This window comes from Streptomyces gilvosporeus, from assembly GCF_002082195.1.
Classification (GTDB): Bacteria; Actinomycetota; Actinomycetes; order Streptomycetales; family Streptomycetaceae; genus Streptomyces; species Streptomyces gilvosporeus.
This window is the reverse complement of sequence record NZ_CP020569.1, coordinates 5,617,516-5,636,391: the sequence shown is the minus strand read 5'-3', so window position 1 is coordinate 5,636,391 and position 18,876 is coordinate 5,617,516. Positions and strand designations below refer to the sequence as shown.

Annotated in this window: 17 protein-coding genes and 1 pseudogene; 5 read left to right on the top strand and 13 right to left on the bottom strand. The window is 72.4% G+C overall.

The features are described from left to right. Positions 1 to 64: 64 nt before the first annotated feature. The 7 genes from B1H19_RS25235 to B1H19_RS25205 all read right to left on the bottom strand — a co-directional run bounded on the left by B1H19_RS25235 (position 65) and on the right by B1H19_RS25205 (position 7,541). Positions 65 to 982 carry a hypothetical protein gene (locus B1H19_RS25235; protein ID WP_107426132.1) on the bottom strand — a complete coding sequence of 306 codons (918 nt, stop codon included), beginning with the start codon at positions 980 to 982 and terminating at the stop codon, positions 65 to 67. Next, a complete protein-coding gene (locus B1H19_RS25230; RefSeq protein WP_083107047.1) occupies positions 979 to 1,353 on the bottom strand; it encodes a hypothetical protein in 375 nt (124 codons plus the stop codon). Before B1H19_RS25230 ends, B1H19_RS25235 begins: the two co-directional genes overlap by 4 nt. Before the next feature lies 1 nt (position 1,354). After that, positions 1,355 to 3,199, bottom strand: coding sequence for a hypothetical protein (locus B1H19_RS25225; protein WP_203237222.1), 1,845 nt, complete (start codon positions 3,197 to 3,199; stop codon positions 1,355 to 1,357). 218 nt (positions 3,200 to 3,417) lie between these two features. Beyond that, positions 3,418 to 4,407, bottom strand: coding sequence for a malate dehydrogenase (locus B1H19_RS25220; protein WP_030065595.1), 990 nt, complete (start codon positions 4,405 to 4,407; stop codon positions 3,418 to 3,420). A gap of 480 nt (positions 4,408 to 4,887) precedes the next feature. Beyond that, positions 4,888 to 6,105 (bottom strand): NADP-dependent isocitrate dehydrogenase, encoded by a 1,218-nt coding sequence (locus tag B1H19_RS25215; protein ID WP_083107046.1) that lies wholly within the window; start codon positions 6,103 to 6,105, stop codon positions 4,888 to 4,890. A gap of 84 nt (positions 6,106 to 6,189) precedes the next feature. After that, positions 6,190 to 6,618, bottom strand: coding sequence for a DUF3017 domain-containing protein (locus B1H19_RS25210; RefSeq protein WP_083107045.1), 429 nt, complete (start codon positions 6,616 to 6,618; stop codon positions 6,190 to 6,192). A gap of 62 nt (positions 6,619 to 6,680) precedes the next feature. Continuing rightward, positions 6,681 to 7,541, bottom strand: coding sequence for a bifunctional methylenetetrahydrofolate dehydrogenase/methenyltetrahydrofolate cyclohydrolase (locus B1H19_RS25205; RefSeq protein WP_083107044.1), 861 nt, complete (start codon positions 7,539 to 7,541; stop codon positions 6,681 to 6,683). 276 nt (positions 7,542 to 7,817) lie between these two features. Here B1H19_RS25205 and B1H19_RS25200 point away from each other — a divergent pair, with 276 nt between their 5' ends. Then, a complete protein-coding gene (locus B1H19_RS25200; RefSeq protein ID WP_083107043.1) occupies positions 7,818 to 8,540 on the top strand; it encodes an RDD family protein in 723 nt (240 codons plus the stop codon). Positions 8,541 to 8,653: 113 nt separating this feature from the next. Further along, the gene (locus tag B1H19_RS38120; RefSeq protein ID WP_159028134.1) at positions 8,654 to 9,259 is read left to right on the top strand and encodes a hypothetical protein; all 606 of its coding nucleotides are present in this window, start codon (positions 8,654 to 8,656) and stop codon (positions 9,257 to 9,259) included. A 77-nt stretch (positions 9,260 to 9,336) separates the two neighbouring features. Here the strand turns inward: B1H19_RS38120 and purH are convergent, their stop codons facing one another. Both purH and purN read right to left on the bottom strand, forming a co-directional pair. Beyond that, entirely contained in the window at positions 9,337 to 10,908 is a 1,572-nt protein-coding gene (gene purH, locus B1H19_RS25185) for a bifunctional phosphoribosylaminoimidazolecarboxamide formyltransferase/IMP cyclohydrolase (RefSeq protein ID WP_083107040.1), read from the bottom strand. Continuing rightward, positions 10,905 to 11,579, bottom strand: a complete 675-nt coding sequence (gene purN / locus B1H19_RS25180) for a phosphoribosylglycinamide formyltransferase (protein ID WP_418361470.1) — start codon at positions 11,577 to 11,579, stop codon at positions 10,905 to 10,907. Before purN ends, purH begins: the two co-directional genes overlap by 4 nt. A gap of 270 nt (positions 11,580 to 11,849) precedes the next feature. Between purN and B1H19_RS25175 the strand changes: the two genes are divergently transcribed. Together B1H19_RS25175 and B1H19_RS25170 are read left to right on the top strand one after the other, a co-directional pair. Next, positions 11,850 to 12,806 (top strand): hypothetical protein, encoded by a 957-nt coding sequence (locus B1H19_RS25175; protein ID WP_083107039.1) that lies wholly within the window; start codon positions 11,850 to 11,852, stop codon positions 12,804 to 12,806. 112 nt (positions 12,807 to 12,918) lie between these two features. Continuing rightward, positions 12,919 to 13,722, top strand: a complete 804-nt coding sequence (locus B1H19_RS25170) for an RNA polymerase sigma factor (RefSeq protein ID WP_083107038.1) — start codon at positions 12,919 to 12,921, stop codon at positions 13,720 to 13,722. A gap of 60 nt (positions 13,723 to 13,782) precedes the next feature. Here the strand turns inward: B1H19_RS25170 and sucD are convergent, their stop codons facing one another. Together sucD and sucC are read right to left on the bottom strand one after the other, a co-directional pair. Continuing rightward, a complete protein-coding gene (gene sucD / locus B1H19_RS25165) occupies positions 13,783 to 14,667 on the bottom strand; it encodes a succinate--CoA ligase subunit alpha (protein ID WP_083107037.1) in 885 nt (294 codons plus the stop codon). Positions 14,668 to 14,690: 23 nt separating this feature from the next. Continuing rightward, entirely contained in the window at positions 14,691 to 15,866 is a 1,176-nt protein-coding gene (gene sucC, locus B1H19_RS25160) for an ADP-forming succinate--CoA ligase subunit beta (RefSeq protein ID WP_083107036.1), read from the bottom strand. 558 nt (positions 15,867 to 16,424) lie between these two features. On the opposite strand from sucC, the pseudogene B1H19_RS25155 reads away from it, so the two are divergent. Beyond that, a pseudogene (locus B1H19_RS25155) lies at positions 16,425 to 16,562 on the top strand (peptidoglycan-binding protein); the annotation flags it as partial. Positions 16,563 to 16,769: 207 nt separating this feature from the next. On the opposite strand, the gene B1H19_RS25150 reads toward B1H19_RS25155, so the two are convergent. Together B1H19_RS25150 and B1H19_RS25145 are read right to left on the bottom strand one after the other, a co-directional pair. After that, entirely contained in the window at positions 16,770 to 17,891 is a 1,122-nt protein-coding gene (locus B1H19_RS25150; protein ID WP_203237221.1) for a hypothetical protein, read from the bottom strand. Positions 17,892 to 17,985: 94 nt separating this feature from the next. Continuing rightward, the gene (locus B1H19_RS25145) at positions 17,986 to 18,828 is read right to left on the bottom strand and encodes a hypothetical protein (RefSeq protein WP_159028133.1); all 843 of its coding nucleotides are present in this window, start codon (positions 18,826 to 18,828) and stop codon (positions 17,986 to 17,988) included. Positions 18,829 to 18,876: the final 48 nt, after the last annotated feature.

Here is an 18,876-nt window from a genome sequence, read left to right as displayed (position 1 = left end):
GGCGGGTCGGCGGACGCCGCCGCACCACCGCGGGACCGACCCGCCGGTTCGGCCCGCCGCCGCTTCAGCCCGTTGCCGCAAAGGTGCGCAGGGCGATCCGCTGGATGTCCTCCTGGTGGGGCCATTCGGCGTCGGTGCCGCGGACGAGGACGGCGAACTGGCGGCCGTCGGTGGCCGTGAAGGCGCAGTCGACGACCTTGACGCGTTCGCCGACGTCCTTGCTGTCATAGGCGTAGATCAGCTGGACGGCGTCGGCGCCGGGCGCCTGATCGGTCAGGGGGGCCAGGGAGACCTCCTCATAGTTCGGGTTCGCGGCGGAGTGGGACAGCTGCTGCGACGTCTTCTCCAGGGCCTCGCGCGGGGTCTCGGTCGGGTGCTGGTCCTGGAAGATCTGGACCAGACCGTGCTGGTCGGGTGCGGTGTAGAAGACGCCGTTGGCGCGCTCGGTGCGCTGCCAGTCGCGGGGGACGGCGAGGGTGAAGCCCGCCTGGTCGTGGACGAGGCGATAGTCGGTGGGCACGTCGGTGGCCGCGGTCGGGCCGGTGGCGTCGGTGGCGGTGGCCGGGGCGGTGGGCAGGCCCGACGAGGACGTGGCGTGGTGCGCGGCGTGGGCCGGAGCGGGTTTGCCGCCGCCCCAGAGCAGGTAGCCGCCACCCGCGGCCGCCGCGAGGACGACCACCGCCCCGCCGGCCACCAGCGCCTGCCTGCGGCGGCGCGGGCCGGGCACGGGGCCCGGCGGCGCGGGGATGTCGGCGAGGCCGTCCGGTGCGGTGAAGTCGCCGCGTACGGCACCGGGGCCGTCCGGCGCAGGCGGGCCGATGGGGCCGGTCCGCGGGCCCAGGGGCGGCTCCGCGCCGCCCCTGGGGACGAAGACCGGGCGCGGCGGCATCGGCCCCGTATAGCGGGCGGGTGGCGGGGTGCCGTAGTCCCAGCCCTGTCTCTCGCGGTTCCAGTGGGCGGCGCGCCCGCTCGGCGTCGTCATCCGCTCACCAGGGCCGCGACCGCCTGGGCGACGGCCGCCCCCGAGGACAGCAGCCCGACGACGGCACCGGCATCGGCGAGGGCCGTGCGGAGCCGGGCCAGTCGCCCGGGTCCGGCCGCGCCGCTGTCGGTGATCTCCGCCTCGGTGTCGGTGAGTTCGGCGGTCAGGGCCGCAATCTGCGGGCCGGGCACCGCGCGCCCCAGGTCGTCGCGCAACTCCCGTACGGCACGCAGCAGTTCTTCCTGCGCGGGGTCGACGGCCGGTGCGGCGACGCCTTCGTTGTGGGTGACGGTGTTGTGGTCGCCGATGGCGAACGCACCCTGGACGCTGCCGATATGGATGCCGTTCCCCCGCTCGTCAGCCGTTGCCATGCTACTTCGGTCCCTTCCCGTCGGTGCCGCTGCGCGCCGTGCCGGTGTTGTGGGTGATGGTGTTGTGGTCGCCGATGCCGACGGCGCCCTGCGCGGACTCGACGTAGACGCCGCCCTTGGCGACGTTGACGACCCGCTGCTCGAATTCCTCGGTCTGGTAGCCGGCCGCGCGCAGCGCCGTGGTCACCCCGGCCGCCACCCGCTGCTGGATGGTCTCCAGATAGCGGGCGACGTCCATGTCCTGGAAGAGCGAGGACTCGCCGTAGGAGCCCAGTTCGCGGACGGACAGGGCCGGGCCCTCCGGCAGCGCCGAGCCGTGGCCGTCGGTGGCCAGCCGCCACACCGACGCCAGTCCGCGCAGCAGGGTCATCACGGCCGCGCCCGCCGAGCGCGGGGTGGCGGCCAGCGCCCAGACGGCCTTGCCGAAGTGGTGGTGGTGACGGTACTGGTGGGCGATCCGGTCGGCGTCCTGGAAGAGCTGCCGCAGCGGCCACAGCACATGCGGGGCGACCTCCAGCATCAGCATGCCGCCCTGGGTGTGGACGCGGACGAACACCGTGACCACGACGCCCTCGCGCCAGCCGCCCACCCGGATACGCAGCAGATGGCGGCGCCGCTCGCCGCCCTCCTCGACCGCCTCGGCCCGGTGGTGCGCGAAGTCGGGCGGGGCGTACGGCGCATGCGTACGGGCCTTGAGCCCCTGGGCCGGCAGGAAGACGCACTCCTCGATCTCCAGCGCGCGCAGCCGGTCGCGCACCGCGGCCGCCACCTCGGGCGAGCCGTGCGGGGACGGCACCCGCAGTGCGGCCACGAGCGGGACGATGCGCTCCAGGATGGCGGCGTTGTCCAGCGGTTCGGCCGTGCGGTCGGTGCGCGGGTTCAGCTCCACCGTCAGCGACCAGATCTTGAACGGCTGGCCGGCGCCGCAGAAGGGGTTGGTGTCGCGGTACATCACCAGCGGCCCGTGCTGCTCGGCGCGCACCAGGTCGCGCAGCCGCTGGAAGCGGAGGCCCTCGAAGCGTTCGGCGGGGTCGGACATCACATCGGGGAAGCGCTGTTCGGACAGTTCGCTGTGCAGGGCGCGGGCGAACTGGCCGCGTTGCAGGGCGACCAGGGCGGCCACCGCGGGCAACAGCAGCAGCGCGACCCACAGGGGGAAGGCGTTGCCGAGCGCGCCGCCGGTGTCCGGCACGTCGTACGAGCCGGTGTACGGGTCGTCGGCGCCCACCGCCGCAGTGGTCGAGGCGGTCGAGTAGCCGGAGTAGCCGGAGTCCGAGGTCGGCAGGCTCGGCCAGCTCGGCAGCGGCAGGCGCCCGAGCCCGGCCAGCCCGCCGCCGAACGCCCCCACCAGCAGCGCCACGACGAACAGCAGCAGGGAGATCCGCCCGTACCAGCGCAGCACGAAGGATCCGACCACGGACAGCCACGGCGGAAGGAAGGTCAGCCGCCGCACGAAGCGGCCGAGCGCCATCAGGGCGATGGGGAAGAAGTAGAGCGCCGCCACCCAGGACGACAGCGGGAGGGCGACGATCCACAGCAGCAGGATCGCCCCGGCCCAGGCCAGCTGGAGCCGGCGGGCGCGCAGCGCATGGGCGAGGACGCGGGCGGCGTCGATCCCGGAGGAGGGTGCGGCGAACCGCTCCTCGTGGACGTAGAGCTCGTCGATGACCTCGTCGCGGAACGTCTCGTCCAGGTATGTCCCGGCGCACAGCAGCCGGGTGGCCTCACTGGCCCCCGGCGGGGTCGGCAACAGCGGCGGCGGGGCCTCGGGCCCGGTGGGCGTCTTCCGTAGCCGCCCGCCGCCCTCCGGCTCTCCGGGCTGCGCGGGCACATCCGTCCGGGCCATCGGCCTCCCCCAAAAAAACGCCAACGAGCCGCTGCAACCGGCGAATTGGCTGGGAACCACCGGCCGCGGCGATACGGAAGCCGCAGCATAGGCGAGCGGACCGCTCCGTGTCAGCGCGATAACGGAAGGTCGCCGGCGCCGCCCCGTTCCGCGCCGGAAACGGCCGAGCCCGCACAGCCGTTGCGGGCGGTGCGGGCTCGGCGCGGAAGCGCGGTGGCTCAGATGAGGCCGAGGCCGCGGACGGCCTCGCGCTCCTCCGACAGCTCCTTGACGGAGGCGTCGATGCGCTCGCGGGAGAAGTCGTTGATCTCCAGACCCTGGACGATCTCGTACTTGCCGTCCTTGGTGGTGACGGGGAAGGAGGAGATCAGGCCCTCCGGGACGCCGTAGGAGCCGTCCGAGGGGATGCCCATCGAGGTCCAGTCGCCGGCGGCGGTGCCGTTGACCCAGGTGTGGACGTGGTCGATGGCGGCGTTGGCGGCGGAGGCCGCCGAGGAGGCGCCGCGGGCCTCGATGATGGCCGCGCCGCGCTTGGCGACGGTCGGGATGAAGGTGTCGGCCAGCCACTTCTCGTCGTTCACGACCTCGGCGGCGTTCTTGCCGGCGACCTCGGCGTGGAAGATGTCGGGGTACTGGGTGGCGGAGTGGTTGCCCCAGATCGTGAGCTTGCGGATCTCGCTCACCGGGGTGCCGGTCTTCTGCGCGAGCTGCGAGACGGCGCGGTTGTGGTCCAGGCGGGTCATCGCGGTGAAGCGCTCGCGCGGTACGTCCGGGGCGGCGGCCTGGGCGATCAGGGCGTTGGTGTTGGCGGGGTTGCCGACGACCAGGACCTTGATGTCGTCCGCGGCGTGCGCGTTGATGGCGGCGCCCTGCGGCTTGAAGATGCCGCCGTTGGCCTCCAGCAGGTCGCCGCGCTCCATGCCCTTGGTACGGGGGCGGGCGCCGACGAGCAGGGCGACGTTCGCACCGTCGAAGGCCACGTTCGGGTCGTCGGAGATGTCGATGCCGCGCAGCAGCGGGAAGGCGCAGTCGTCGAGCTCCATGGCGGTGCCCTCGGCGGCCTTGAGGCCCTGCGGGATCTCCAGGAGGCGCAGCTTGACCGGGACGTCCGCGCCGAGGAGGTGACCGGAAGCGATGCGGAAGAGGAGGGCGTAACCGATCTGGCCGGCGGCGCCGGTCACGGTGACATTGACGGGAGTGCGGGTCATGGCGATCTCCTGCGCGACGTTTTCTGGGGGCAAGCCCCCAAACCACCAGGGGTGGCGGTGGGTGTCCCTGCCCGGTTATCGAGGTCTCATCGAGGTCTCTTGGTGTCGAGAGACCCGCCCGTCAGGCTATCGGACCCCCGCCCGGCACAGGCGACGGGCCGGTGTGGGACACCTCACCGGGTGTCGGGACCCGGTGACGCGGACCCCGTACGGGGACGCGGTGGGGGCGGCGGTCGCCCGCTCAGGGAGGGGGGCGCAGGGCGACCGCCGGGTTGTGTCGCACCCGTGGGGGGTACTCGTTCGCCTGCCCGGGATCCCCACCGGCATGCCCCCGGCTTTCGGCCATATCGGATACGCCGCCGCCCGGCCAGGGCGCACCGAGGCATGGACGCCTCCGGCCAGGGCCCTTGTGCGCCGGTTGTGCCCCGGGGCGTACCGGTGCACCCCGGGGCGCGCCGCGCTACGGGGCCGGGGCGCGCCTCAATCGGCCATCCTCGCCCGCAAGGTGACCTCCAGCGCGTCCAGGAACTGCTCGGTGGTCAGCCACGGCGCGTCCGGCGAGATGAGCAGCGCCAGATCCCGGGTCATCTGCCCGCCCTCCACCGTCTCCGTGCACACCCGCTCCAGCGTCCCGGCGAAGCGGGTGACCTCGGGGGTGTTGTCCAGCCGGCCCCGGTGGGCCAGGCCGCGGGTCCAGGCGAAGACGGACGCAAGGGGGTTGGTCGAGGTGAGCTTGCCCTGCTGGCGGCGGCGGTAGTGACGGGTGACGGTGCCGTGCGCGGCCTCGGCCAGCACGGTGCGGCCGTCGGGGGACATCAGAACGGACGTCATCAGGCCGGGCGAGCCGAAGCCCTGGGCCACGAGGGCGGACTGGACGTCGCCGTCGTAGTTCTTGCAGGCCCAGACGAAGCCGCCGGCGGACCGGAGGGCGGCGGCTGCCATCTCGTCGATCAGCCGGTGCTCGTACATCAGGTCCCCGGCCCGGAAGTCCTCGGCGAACTCGGCGTCGAAGACCGCCTGGAACAGTTCCTTGAAGCGGCCGTCGTATTTCTTCAGGACGGTGTTCTTGGTGGAGAGGTAGACGGGGAGGCCGTGGGTGAGCCCGTAGCGGAAGACGGCGCGGGCGAAATCGCGGACCGAGGCGTCGTGGTTGTACATCGCCAGCGCCACGCCGGAGTCCGGGAAGTCGTGGACCTCCAGCTCGACCGGCTCGGAGCCGTCCTCCGGGGTGAAGGTCAAGGTGAGCGTGCCGGGGCCGGGGACGCGCAGCTCGGTGGCGCTGTACTGGTCGCCGAAGGCATGGCGGGCGATGACCAGGGGCCGGGTCCAGCCAGGGACCCGCCGCGGCACATTGGCCAGCATGACCGGCTCGCGGAAGATCACGCCGCCGAGGGCGGCGCGCAGGGTGGCGTTGGGCGAGGGGTACATCGCCTTGAGGCCGAATTCCTCGACGCGCGCCTCGTCCGGGGTGAGGGTGGCGCATTTGACGCCGACGCCGTGGCGGCGGACGGCGCGGGCCGCGTCGACGGTGACCTGGTCGTGGGTCGCATCGCGGTGTTCGATGCCGAGATCGAAGTACTCCAGGTCGACATCGAGGTAGGGCAGGATCAGCTTGTCCCTGATGAAGGACCACAGGATGCGGGTCATCTCGTCGCCGTCGAGCTCGACGACGGGGCTGGCTACCTTGATCTTGGCCATGCCGTCACGGTACTCACGCCGGGGCCCGCGCGGCCGGACGCCGGGCGCGCGGGCCGGGCGGTGCCGCCACCGCCCCTGCCGCCGCTAGCGCACGGTGAAGTGCACGATGTCGTCCAGGAACGGGAGATGGATCCACGGCCTGGGCTGCACCATCATCGACAGCAGCACGATCACCGCCCCCAGCACCCCGTACGTCAGCAGATCGGTGAAGCGGGAGCGGACGGCCAGCATCCCCACCGACGGGAGCGCCCAGCGCAGCGCCGCCCCCGCCAGCAGGGACAGCCCGATCACCAGCGTCCCGATGCGGAAGGCGTCGACCGCCACCAGCAGCAGCCCGACCGCGACACCGGCCATGACGGCCAGCAGCGGCCACTGTCGGGCGGGGGCCGAGTGCTCGCCGGAGGCGGCCCGGCCGCCGCCTTCCGGCCGGGCGGTGTCCCGGGTCAGCTTCGGGAAGCGGCGCGAGGGGCGCTGCGGCTCGGACGCCTGTTCCGAATGCGCTTCGGCGGCCATCTGGGGCACTCCCTTCGGATCGGGTGCGGACACGGTCGTACGGATGCGGGGGCGGTCGCGGGTCAGCGCAGGCCGGCCGCGCGCTCGGCGGCCTCGACCACGTTGACCAGCAGCTGGGCGCGGGTCATCGGACCGACGCCGCCCGGGTTGGGGGCGACCCAGCCGGCCACCTCGGCGACGCCCGGGTGCACATCGCCGACGATCTTGCCCGCCTCGTCGCGGCTGACGCCGACGTCCAGGACGGCCGCGCCCGGCTTGACGTCCTCGGGCTTGATGATGTGCGGCACACCCGCCGCGGCGACGATGATGTCGGCCTGCTTGAGGTGCGCGGACAGGTCCCGGGTGCCGGTGTGGCACTGGGTGACGGTGGCGTTTTCGGACTTTCTGGTCAGGACCAGCGGCATCGGGCGGCCGATGGTGATGCCGCGGCCGACAACGACCACGTCCGCGCCCTTGATCTCCACGCCGTGCCGGCGCAGCAGCTCGACGATGCCGTACGGGGTGCACGGCAGCGGCCCCTCGACGCCCAGCACCAGGCGGCCCAGATTCGTCGGGTGCAGGCCGTCGGCGTCCTTGGCCGGGTCCATCAGCTCCAGGATGCGGTTGGCGTCGATGCCCTTGGGGAGCGGGAGTTGGACGATGTAGCCGGTGCACTCGGGGTTGTCGTTGAGCTCCCGTACGACCGCCTCGATCTCCTCCTGGGTGGCCGTCTCCGGCAGTTCGCGCTGGAGGGAGGCGATGCCGACCTGGGCGCAGTCGCGGTGCTTGCCGTTGACGTACCAGCGGCTGCCGGGGTCGTCGCCGACCAAGACGGTGCCCAGGCCGGGCTGCACACCCTTGGCCTTCAGCGCCTCGACGCGGGCGGAGAGCTCGGACTTGATCGCTGCGGCGGTGGCCTTGCCATCGAGAATCTGGGCAGTCATACCCCCATCCTCCCGGATGAGGGCGGCCGCATTCCAATCAGGGCGCGCAAGCGGCCGTGCGGGGCGGCTTTCGGGACGGCAGCGGGATGACGCTGGCCGAAATTGATCATTGCGCTTGGACAACGCCTTAGGGCCTTGACTGGACAGAGCCAAGTGGTAACTAGAAGGATTGTCGTTCAGTGCCGCAGGCTTCATCGGGGGGTGGCCAGTGAAACCTGTTTTTCCTCCGAGTCACGCCGCGTCGTCCCCCACTGACACAACGGAGGAAAACAGCAGATGAGTTTCGGCGACCCGAACAACCCTTACGGCCAGCAGCCGCCGCAGGGCCCGTACGGCGCGGCCCCGCAGGGCGGCCAGCCGGGCTACGGCTACCCGCAGCAGGCGCCCCAGCAGCAGCCCTACGGTGCGCCGCAGCAGCAGCCCGCCCAGTACGGCGGCTACCCGCAGCAGCAGGCCGCACCGGGTTACGGCTACGGTCAGGTCGGTATGCCGGGTGTGCCGACGGCGTTCGCGAGCTGGGGCGCGCGCGTGGGCGCGGCTCTCCTCGACGGGCTGATCGTGGGTGCGGTGCCGATCATCATCGGCATCATCACGATCATCATCTCGGCGGGCGCGAACAGCGATGCGCAGAGCGCCGTCAACAGCTGCGGCAGCGACATCAACTGCCTGAACGACGCGCAGTCCTCGGCGCAGGGCAGCGCCGGCATCATCATCATCCTCAGCCTGATCGCCTGGGTGTGCGCCATCGCCGGCGGGATCGTCATCCTCGTCAAGGAGGGCAAGACCGGTCAGACCCCGGGCAAGAAGGCCCTGGGCATCCGGCTCGTCCGCGAGATGAACGGCCAGGTGCCCGGCTTCGGTCTGGCGCTGGGCCGCCGCTTCTGCCACTTCCTGGACACCCCGCTGTGCGGTCTGGGCTACTGGTGGCCGCTGTGGGACGAGAAGAACCAGACCTTCGCGGACAAGGTCGTCGGCACGGTGGTCGTGCGCGCGCAGTAAGCCGGTTCGCCGGCCGACCGCGGCCGGCCCCACCGCCCGAAGGCCCCCTCGCGCCGCCGCGACCGGGGCCTTCGCGGCGCCGTCCCGCTCCAGACGTCTGAAGGACTTTGCCCGTGAGCTACCCGAATCAGAATCCCTACGGTCCGCCGCCGGGCCAGCAGCCCGGCTACGGCTATCCCCAACAGCCCCCGCAGCCCTCGCCGTACGGGCCCTACCCGGGCGCCGGGATGCCGGGTCCGGGGATGCCTGGTCCCGGGATGCCGGGTCCGGGAATGCCGGGTCCGGGGATGCCGATGCAGAACGGGATGCCGGGCGGCGTCAAGGCCGCCCGCGTGATGCTGTTCGTGCTGTCCGGTCTGAACCTGATCGGTCTCGTACTCGCCGTGGTCGGTCTCGGCAGCCTGAGCAAGGCCTCCAAGAACGCCTCGGAGTACGCCACTTCCGACTCGATCACCGCACTGAACGTCGGCAAGGGCTTCATGATCTTCGCGATCGTGCTGATCGTGGCGCTGACGGTGCTCGCGATCACCTGCGCCACGCAGTTCGGCAAGGGCGGCAACGGTGTCCGCGTCGCCACCATCGTCTTCGGTGTCATCAACACCCTGATCAGCTTCTTCGCTTTCCCCGTCGGGCTGGTGCACACCGTCCTCGGCATCATGATCATTGTCATGATCTCGAAGGACGACGGCGAGATGTGGTTCAGGCGCCCGCGCTACTGACCTGACGCGGACGACGACGCCGAAGGGCCGCACCCCCTCAACGAGGGTGCGGCCCTTCGGCGTTGTCCCGCCGCGGCTCAGTGGAAGAAGTGCCGCGTCCCGGTGAAGTACATCGTCACGCCGGCCTTCTTCGCGGCCTCGACGACGAGTTCGTCGCGCACCGAACCGCCGGGCTGGACCACGGCCCTGATGCCCGCCGCCGTGAGGATCTCCAGGCCGTCGGGGAACGGGAAGAAGGCGTCCGAGGCGGCGTACGAGCCCCTCGCGCGCTCCTCCCCCGCGCGCTCGACCGCGAGCTTCGCGGAGTCGACGCGGTTGACCTGGCCCATGCCGACGCCGACCGAGGCGCCGTCCTTGGCGAGCAGGATCGCATTGGACTTGACGGCGCGGCAGGACTTCCAGGCGAAGGCGAGCTGCGCGAGCTCCTCGGCGGGCAGCGCCTCGCCGGTGGCCAGGGTCCAGTTGGCCGGGTCGTCGCCCTCGGCCTGGAACACATCGGTGTGCTGGACGACCGCGCCGCCGGAGATGAACTTGACGTCGCCGGGCTGGGCCGGTGTGCCGTCGACCTTCAGGACGCGGATGTTCTTCTTCTTGGCGAGGATCTCGACCGCGCCGTCCTCGTACGCCGGGGCCGCGATGACCTCGGTGAAGATGCCCGCGACCTGCTCGGCCAGCGCGACGGTCACCGGGCGGTTGACGGCGATCACGCCGCCGTACGCCGAGACCGGGTCGCAGTCGTGCGCCTTGCGGTGGGCCTCGGCGACGTCCGCGCCGATCGCGATACCGCAGGGGTTGGCGTGCTTGATGATCGCCACGCACGGCGCGTCGTGGTCGAAGGCGGCGCGGCGCGCGGCCTCGGTGTCCACGTAGTTGTTGAAGGACATCTCCTTGCCGTGCAGCTGCTCGGCGTTGGCGAGCCCGCCCGGCTGTCCGTTGCTGTAGAGCGCGGCGGCCTGGTGCGGATTCTCGCCGTAGCGCAGGCCGTTCTTGCGCTCCAGGGTCTCGCCGACGAACTCGGTGAGGCCGTTGTACCCGTCCTCCGGGGCGTAGGCATGGGTGAACCAGGAGGCCACCGCCACGTCGTAGGCCGCGGTGTGCTGGAACGCCTCGGCGGCCAGCCGCTTGCGGGCGGTGAGGTCGAAACCGCCCGCGGAGACGGCCGCGAGCACATCGCCGTAGCGGGCGGGGTTGACGACGACGGCCACCGACGGGTGGTTCTTGGCGGCGGCGCGGACCATCGAGGGGCCGCCGATGTCGATCTGTTCGACGCACTCGTCGGGGGTCGCGCCGGAGGCCACCGTCTCCCGGAACGGGTAGAGGTTCACGATCACCAGGTCGAACGGCTCGACGCCCAGGTCGGCCAGCTGCTGCTGGTGGGCGGGCAGCCGCAGGTCGGCGAGGATGCCCGCGTGCACCTTGGGGTGCAGGGTCTTGACCCGGCCGTCGAGGCACTCGGGGAAGCCGGTGAGCTCCTCGACCTTGGTGACCGGCACCCCGGCAGCGGCGATCTTCCCCGCCGTCGAGCCGGTCGAGACGAGCTGGACGCCGGCCGCGTGCAGCCCCTGCGCCAGCTCCTCCAGGCCGGACTTGTCATAGACGCTGACCAGCGCGCGCCGGATGGGGCGCCGGGTGCCTTCGGTGGCGGTCACGAGATACGTACCTTTCGTCCCTCAATGCGGTAGCCGTGCCGGGCCAGACGCCCCACGACCTCGACGAGCAGCGATCGCTCGACTTCCTTGATGCGCTCATGCAGCGCGGATTCGTCGTCCTCGTCCCGGACCTCGACCACACCCTGGGCGATGATCGGGCCGGTGTCGACGCCGTCGTCGACGAAGTGGACGGTGCAGCCGGTGACCTTCGCGCCGTACGCGAGCGCATCGCGTACGCCGTGGGCACCAGGAAAACTCGGCAGCAGCGCGGGGTGGGTGTTGACGGTCCGGCCGCCGAAGCGGGCGAGGAATTGCTTGCCGAGGATCTTCATGAAGCCGGCCGAGACGACGAGGTCGGGCTCATGGGCCGCGGTCGCCTCGGTCAGTGCCCTGTCCCACGCCTCGCGGCTGTCATGGTCCTTGACGCGGCAGATGTACGTCGGCAGACCGGCCCGTTCCGCACGCTCCAGCCCGGCGATGGCCCCCCGGTCCGCGCCGACGGCCACGATCTCGGCACCGTACGCCTCCGGGCCCTGCTCGGCGATGGCGTCCAGCAGCGCCTGAAGGTTCGTCCCGGAGCCGGAGACCAGGACGACCAGACGCGCCGGACGGCCCGGTCGCGCGGGTGGGGCGGGCCGGTCGGGCTGGGCGGGGGCTGGGGAGGAGGCCACGGCGGGTCTCTTTCTCTCTTCTCACGTGCTGGTCTCACGTGCCGGCACATCGTTTGTGTGGTCGCACAAGGCCGCGGGTACCGCAGATCCGGGGAACCCTACGAAGGCGCCGACCGTCAGCAACGATACCGGCACACCGAGCGGCCCCCGCGGGACGGGGGCGAGCACGGGAGGTAGCGTCAGGGCAGAGACTGCATGCAGTTCGTGGTAACGGGGCGCTGCGGCCGGCCGGCCCGCGTACCGACGAGACAAGGGGAAGACGCACTCCAGATGACGGACCGACGCCGCCGCGCGGCCCTCCCACCGCTGCCCGCCACCACCCCGGGCGCATTCCTGCTGCGCGAGCACAAGCCGTCGCCCTCCGGGGCCCCGCAGGCATCCGGCGGCCCGGACCGGTCCGGTACGGACAAGGACTCCCGCGAATCCTCCTCCGGCTCGCCCCAGGCCCCCTCCCCGGACTCTTCCTCCCCCGGCTCCTCCGCCGACTCCCCGCGCTCCGGCAAGCGGCGCCGGGCGCACACCCCGGACAAGGACAACCCCTTCGCGGCCCCGCCGGCCGGCACCCCCGACCAGGAGTGGCGGCCGCGCCATCCGCAAGGTCAGGACCGGCCCGGCGACCAGGAGCAGTCGCCGCAGGATGCGCCGCCGGCATGGGGCAGCCAGTGGAGCAGCCGACAGCCTGGGCGGCAGAACGGCGGCTTCGGGTCCCGGCCGGGCGGCCGCGGCCAGGGCGGGCCCGGGGGCCAGAACGGGCAGAGCGGGCTGCGCTGGGACCCCACCGACCCGGCCCAGCGCCGTGCGCGCTATGCCCTGCTCTCGGGCATGTGGTCGTTCTTCTTCGTGCTCTTCAGCCTGCCGGAGGTCGCGCTGCTGCTGGCCGCGCTGGCGCTGTACTGGGGCATCAGCTCGCTGCGCGCCAAGCCGGGCACCGCGAAGCAGACCGCGGCGGCGACCACCGCGGCGATGGAGGGCCGGCCGGCGCCCCGGCCCGGCCCGTCCGGCGGACCGTCCGGTCCGGCCTCGACCCGGCCGCAGACCACCGCGGCCGTCGCCGGAATCGTCACCGGCGCGCTGGCGCTGATGATGGTGGCCGCCACCTTCACCGTGCAGATCGTCTACCGCGACTACTTCACCTGCGTCGACGACGCCCTGACCCAGCAGGCCGGCAAGTCCTGCGAACGGCTGCTGCCGAAGCAGCTGCGGCCCCTGCTGGACACACAGCAGTAAAGCGACACCGCCGCACGCCACTGCCTCGCTTGCCGCACTTTCCTCACGGCAGTGGCCGAATGCCCGACGTGTCGCCATGCGTATGGTTATGCGCGTTTTCCACACTGCACGCATGAGCAAGCGCAAGCGGCAGCCGCCCCCGGACCCCGCGCCCGTGGACGCCGCGCCCTCCCCCACCGTCGTCTTCGACGAGCTGTGCGCCCGGCACGCCGACGCCCTCGTCCGTCAGACGTTCCTGCTCACCGGGCGGCCCCGGCTCGCGCGGCGGGCCGTCGTGCGGGCGTTCCAGCTGGCGTGGCAGCGGTGGCCGGAGGTGGCGGCGGACCCCGATCCGGCGGGGTGGGTGCGGGCGGTGGCGTACGAGCACGCGCTGGCGCCCTGGCACCGGTTCCGCCCGCGGCGCCGGCCCGCCGCCAAGGGGGCCACGCCCGAGGACCGGGCGCTGCTGCGGGCGTTCCTGGAACTGCCCGCCTCCTACCGGCGCACCCTGCTGCTGCACGACGGGGTCGGGCTCGGGCTGTACGAGACGGCGGCCGAGGTGGAGGCGAGCAGCCCGGCGGCGGCCGGGCGTCTGATGCATGCGCGGGAGCGGCTCGCCGAGCGGCTGCCGGAGCTGGGGCTGGCCGGCCGGTCGCCGGTCCGGCAGGGCGAGCTGCTGCGGGTCCGGCTCGGCGAGCTGGCCGCCGCCCAGGAGGTCAGGGTGCCCGCGCCACGGACCGTACGGACCAGGGGCACGCGCACCGCCCGCTGGACGACCGGCGCCGCGATCGGCCTGGCGGGGCTGGTCGCGGCGGCCACCGCGGTGACGGTGCTCACCGCCCCGGACCGCTACGCCCCGCCTCCGCGGCGGCCCGCGGCCACCTCGGGCCCGCGGCCCGCCCCCGCGGAGGCCCGGCTGACGCCCGCGCTGCGGTAGCCGGAACGACCACGGGCCCGCATCCCTGGGGATGCGGGCCCGTGGTGCCGGGTGGGGCGGTCAGCCGACGAGGATCTCGCGGACCAGACGCGCGGTCTCCGACGGGGTCTTGCCGACCTTGACGCCGGCGGCCTCCAGGGCCTCCTTCTTCGCCTGGGCGGTGCCGGAGGAGCCGGAGACGATGGCGCCGGCGTGGCCCATGGTCTTGCCCTCGGGCGCGGTGAAGCCCGCGACGTAGCCGACGACCGGCTTGGTGACGTTGGCCTTGATGAAGTCGGCCGCACGCTCCTCGGCGTCGCCGCCGATCTCGCCGATCATCACGATCAGGTCGGTGTCGGGGTCCGCCTCGAACGCCTCGAGGGCGTCGATGTGCGTGGTGCCGATGACCGGGTCGCCACCGATGCCGACGGCGGAGGAGAAGCCGATGTCACGCAGCTCGTACATCATCTGGTACGTGAGCGTGCCGGACTTCGAGACCAGGCCGATGCGGCCGGGCTTGGTGATGTCGCCCGGGATGATGCCGGCGTTCGACTGACCCGGCGTGATCAGGCCGGGGCAGTTCGGGCCGATGATGCGGGTCTTGTTGCCCTTGGACTTCGCGTACGCCCAGAAGGCGGCGGAGTCGTGGACGGCGATGCCCTCGGTGATGACGACGGCGAGCGGGATCTCGGCGTCGATCGCCTCGACGACGGCGGCCTTGGCGAAGGCCGGCGGCACGAAGAGGACCGAGACGTTCGCGCCGGTCTTCTCCATCGCCTCCTTGACGGAGCCGAAGACGGGCACCTCGGTGCCGTCGAAGTCGACGGAGGTACCGGCCTTGCGGGGGTTCACGCCGCCGACGATGTTGGTGCCGTCACCGAGCATCAGCTTGGTGTGCTTCATGCCGGTGGCGCCGGTCATCCCCTGGACGATGACCTTGCTGTCCTTGGTGAGGAAGATAGCCATGGTTGTGTAAGTCCTCGTCCTTCTTACTTTGCGGCCAGCTCGGCGGCCTTGTCGGCCGCGCCGTCCATGGTGTCCACGCGCTGCACCAGCGGGTGGTTGGCCTCCGAGAGGATCTGGCGGCCGAGCTCGGCGTTGTTGCCGTCGAGGCGGACGACCAGCGGCTTGCTGACGTCCTCGCCCTTGGACTTGAGCAGTTCCAGCGCCTGGACGATGCCCTTGGCGACCTCGTCGCAGGCGGTGATGCCGCCGAAGACGTTGACGAACACGGACTTGACGTCCGGGTCGCCGAGGATGATCTCCAGGCCGTTCGCCATGACCTCGGCGGAGGCGCCGCCACCGATGTCGAGGAAGTTGGCGGGCTTGACGTTGTTGTGGTTCTCGCCGGCGTAGGCGACGACGTCCAGGGTGCTCATGACGAGGCCCGCGCCGTTGCCGATGATGCCGACCTGGCCGTCGAGCTTGACGTAGTTGAGGTTCTTCGCCTTGGCCGCGGCCTCGAGCGGGTTGGCCGCGTCCTTGTCCTCGAGGGCCGCGTGGTCCGCCTGGCGGAACTCGGCGTTCTCGTCGAGGGAGACCTTGCCGTCGAGCGCGATGACGCGACCGTCGGCGACCTTGGCGAGCGGGTTGACCTCGACCAGGAGGGCGTCCTCCTTGATGAAGGTCTCCCACAGGGTCACCATGATCTCGGCGACCTGCTCGGCGACGTCGGCCGGGAACTGGGCCTGCGCCACGATCTCGCGGGCCTTCTCGATCGACACGCCCTCGTTGGCGTCGACCGGGACCTTCGCGAGCTTCTCGGGGGTCTTCGCCGCGACCTCCTCGATCTCCACGCCGCCCTCGACCGAGGCCATGGCCAGGAAGGTGCGGTTGGTGCGGTCGAGGAGGTACGAGACGTAGTACTCGTCCGCGATCTCCGGAGCCGTCTCGGCGATCATCACCTTGTGGACCGTGTGGCCCTTGATGTCCATGCCGAGGATGTCGGTCGCGCGGGCGACCGCCTCGTCGGGGCTGGCGGCCAGCTTCACGCCGCCGGCCTTGCCGCGGCCGCCGACCTTCACCTGCGCCTTGACGACGGAACGGCCCCCCAGCCGCTCGGTCGCCGCGCGCGCCCCCTCAGGCGTGTCGATGACTTCACCGGCCAGCACCGGTACACCGTGCTTGGCGAAGAGGTCCCTCGCCTGGTACTCGAACAGGTCCACGCGCGTCCGTCCCTTGTCTTCTCAGAATCGCCGTAGTGATCGCGGTTCGTTGTCTGCGATGCGTATGGGCGTGCCGCGAAGGGCAACGTGACGGCGCTGTCACAGGGGAGGCGTACACGGAGTCCGGATACGCGGCATGTCCGTCCCGCAGGTTATCGCCGCGTCGCTTGACCTCCTAAATCAGGGATCACACTCCGGCGGTGATTACGGTCACAGAGATTACGGTCACAGATCGTTTCGCCTAACCGGAGGCGACACCCGGGAGCCGTCGGGATCGCACGTCCGTTACCCCCGGGTGCGCCCGTTCCGGGATGATTTTCGGCGGCGGGGACGGGCGTCCGGCCCCCCGCCTCCGCTTTCCGTCTTTCCGCCGCATTCCGCTTGAGAGGAATCGGAAAGCGCCGCGCACAACCCGCCCTCAAGCGGTGTCCGGAAAGCCCTTTTGACCGCTCAACTCCCCGCAGCGCGGGATGCATTGTGAAATTGAGCACTTACGTGTCAGGAGTCACAAGCGTGGGGGCGGGCGTTCCGGGGCCGGTGACGGGTCCCGCGGTCGGGCGCCCCGGCCCGGACCGGAACGAGGCGCACCGCACGTCGTACGCCGCCTGGCAGCGCAAGCTCGGCTTCTCGGGCAAGGACGCGGACGGGGTGCCGGGGCGGGTGAGCCGGGAGCGGCTTCTGGTGCCCAACTCGTAGCGCTGCTCCGGCTGTTGGCGTCCGGAGGCGAAAAACACGAAGGCCGGGCGGCTCTCCCCCACAGAGAACCGCCCGGCCGTTCCGGGGCGCCGGGGTCAGCCGACGCGATCCACACCGTCCCGCTGGGGACGGCGGTGTCCGGTCCCACCACGCCGCCGCGAGGGCGGACCGGACTGCCTACCGGCCGGGATCACCGGCCGGCGGGGTTCAGAGGCCCTGAACGGGCAGGGTGGCGACGCCGGGCAGCGACGGGACGGCCGGGAGGGTGGCCGCGCCGGGCAGGGCCGGGAGGGCCGGGATGTTGGCGGCGTCGGTCAGGTTGCCGACCTGCGCGGGGGCCAGGCCCTTGGCACCGGCGGCGGTGTTGGTGGCGAGGTGCGTGCCATCGGTGGTGACGACGGTGACCAGGCCCTGCGCGAACGGGGTCGCATCGGTGGTGACACCCTGCGCGAACGGAGTGGCCTGGGCGCCCACACCCTGCGCGAGGACCTGCGCACGGCCGCCGACGGAGGTGGCGAACGGGGTGGCCTTGGCGGCCGCGTCACCGGCGAGCACACCGGTGTTGCCGACGGCGTTCTGGGCGACCGGCACGACCTTGACGACGATGCGCTGCGCGACGGGCGGGAGCACATCGGCGGCGGTGCTGTCGACGATCGGGCGGGCGCCGGCCAGCGCCGTCTTGGCCTGGTTCGTCAGCTGCTCGGGACGCACACCGGCACCGGCGAGGGCGGCCAGCAGGTTGGCCGAACCGGGGGCCTTGGGCAGCGCGGGGAGCTTGGGCAGCCCCTTGGTCAGACCGCCGAGGTCCGCGGCGGGCACGCCCGGGGTGGCGGGCAGCGACGGGACGCCGGGCAGGGCCGGGACGGCGGGCGCGGCCGGGACGCCGGGCAGCGCGACGTTGGGCAGCTGACCGACCTTGCCGAGCTTGGCCTTCTTGAGGGCCTTCTTCGCGGTCTTCTGAGCCTTCTTCACATCGGCGGCCTTGTGCAGGTCACCGGCGTTGGCGCCGGGCAGACCGGCGTTACCGACCAGCTTCTGCACGCCGCCGACGGCACCGGTGACGTCGCCCAGCTTGCCGGTGGGCAGGCCGCCGCCGGTCACGTCGCCGGCCGTCTTCTGCACCGCCTGGGTGGCGCCACCGACGGTCTTGGTGACGGTGCCGGTCACATCGCCGGTGGGCAGCTTCCCGGTGGCGTCGGTCACCGTGCCGGCGGCCGGCAGGTGCGGGGCGGCGGGCAGCTCGGCGGCGTTGGCCGCGACGGAGCCCAGTGCCCACAGACCGGTGGCGGCCGCGGCGACGACGATGGAACGGCGGATGTTGGAGCGCATGGTGGTGAAAGTCCTTCGAATTCAAGGGGTGTTAGGGCAGACCTGTCCCGCCCCCGCGCGGCAGGTCGGTGATACAGACGCGGAGCGGTCTGCCCTAGCCGGGGAATTCGAGGATGTCTTCGGCGCGGCGGCGCGTCGGGGCGCCATCGGCCGTACGGACGCCACCGGGCAGCAGCCGGAAGCGTGCCGGGACCGCCGCAGCGGCGGCGTGCTGGTCCCCGCCGCGGTGGCCGTGGCCGTTGCCCGCGGTCTGCGAGGAGGGCGCCACGGGGCCCTGCGGGGCCTGCCCGGGAAGGCCGTGGTGGCCCGCGTCCCGCTGCGTGTGCAGGGCGGGACGGGCGTGCGGTGCGGCCTGGTGCGCACCGGCGGTGCAGTGCGCCGGGTGCAGCGCGGCCGCCGGGATGGCGGCCGGGCCGACGCCGTGCGGACCGGCCCGACGGGCGCCGGCCGGCGCCTTGCCGTGCCGCGGCGCGGAGCCGTCGCCGGGCCGTCCCGTGTGGTCCCCGGAGGGGATGTGCACGGGCAGCGTGCCGCCGACGGTGGTGCCGATCTCGTGCACCACGCCGGTGACCGGGTCGGTGACCCGGTCCGCGACCGGAGCGAGCCGGTCGGCGGCGGGCCGTACGGCCTCGGTGACCGCCGTGGAGGCGGTGTCCGTGTGCTGGGCGAACTGATCGCGAGCCGCGTCGCCCTGCTGGGTGAACGCCTCCCGGGAGTCCGACAGCCGCTCGGCCCCGTCCCCGTCGGCCGCCCCGGCCGGGGTCGATGCCCCGGTCAGGGCCTGCGCGCCCGTGCGGTCGGCGGCGTGTGCGCCGGGGCCGAAGGCGAAGCCGAGGGCGACGAAACCCACCAGGAAGAGCCCCGCCAGCAGCGCACGCCGCGCGGCCACGGTGCGCGGCAGGCGCACGGCGGCAGGCGGAGCGAACACAGCGGACAAGGAGGGGACCTTCCCATACGGACGGGGACACACCAGCGCGCAGGTGCG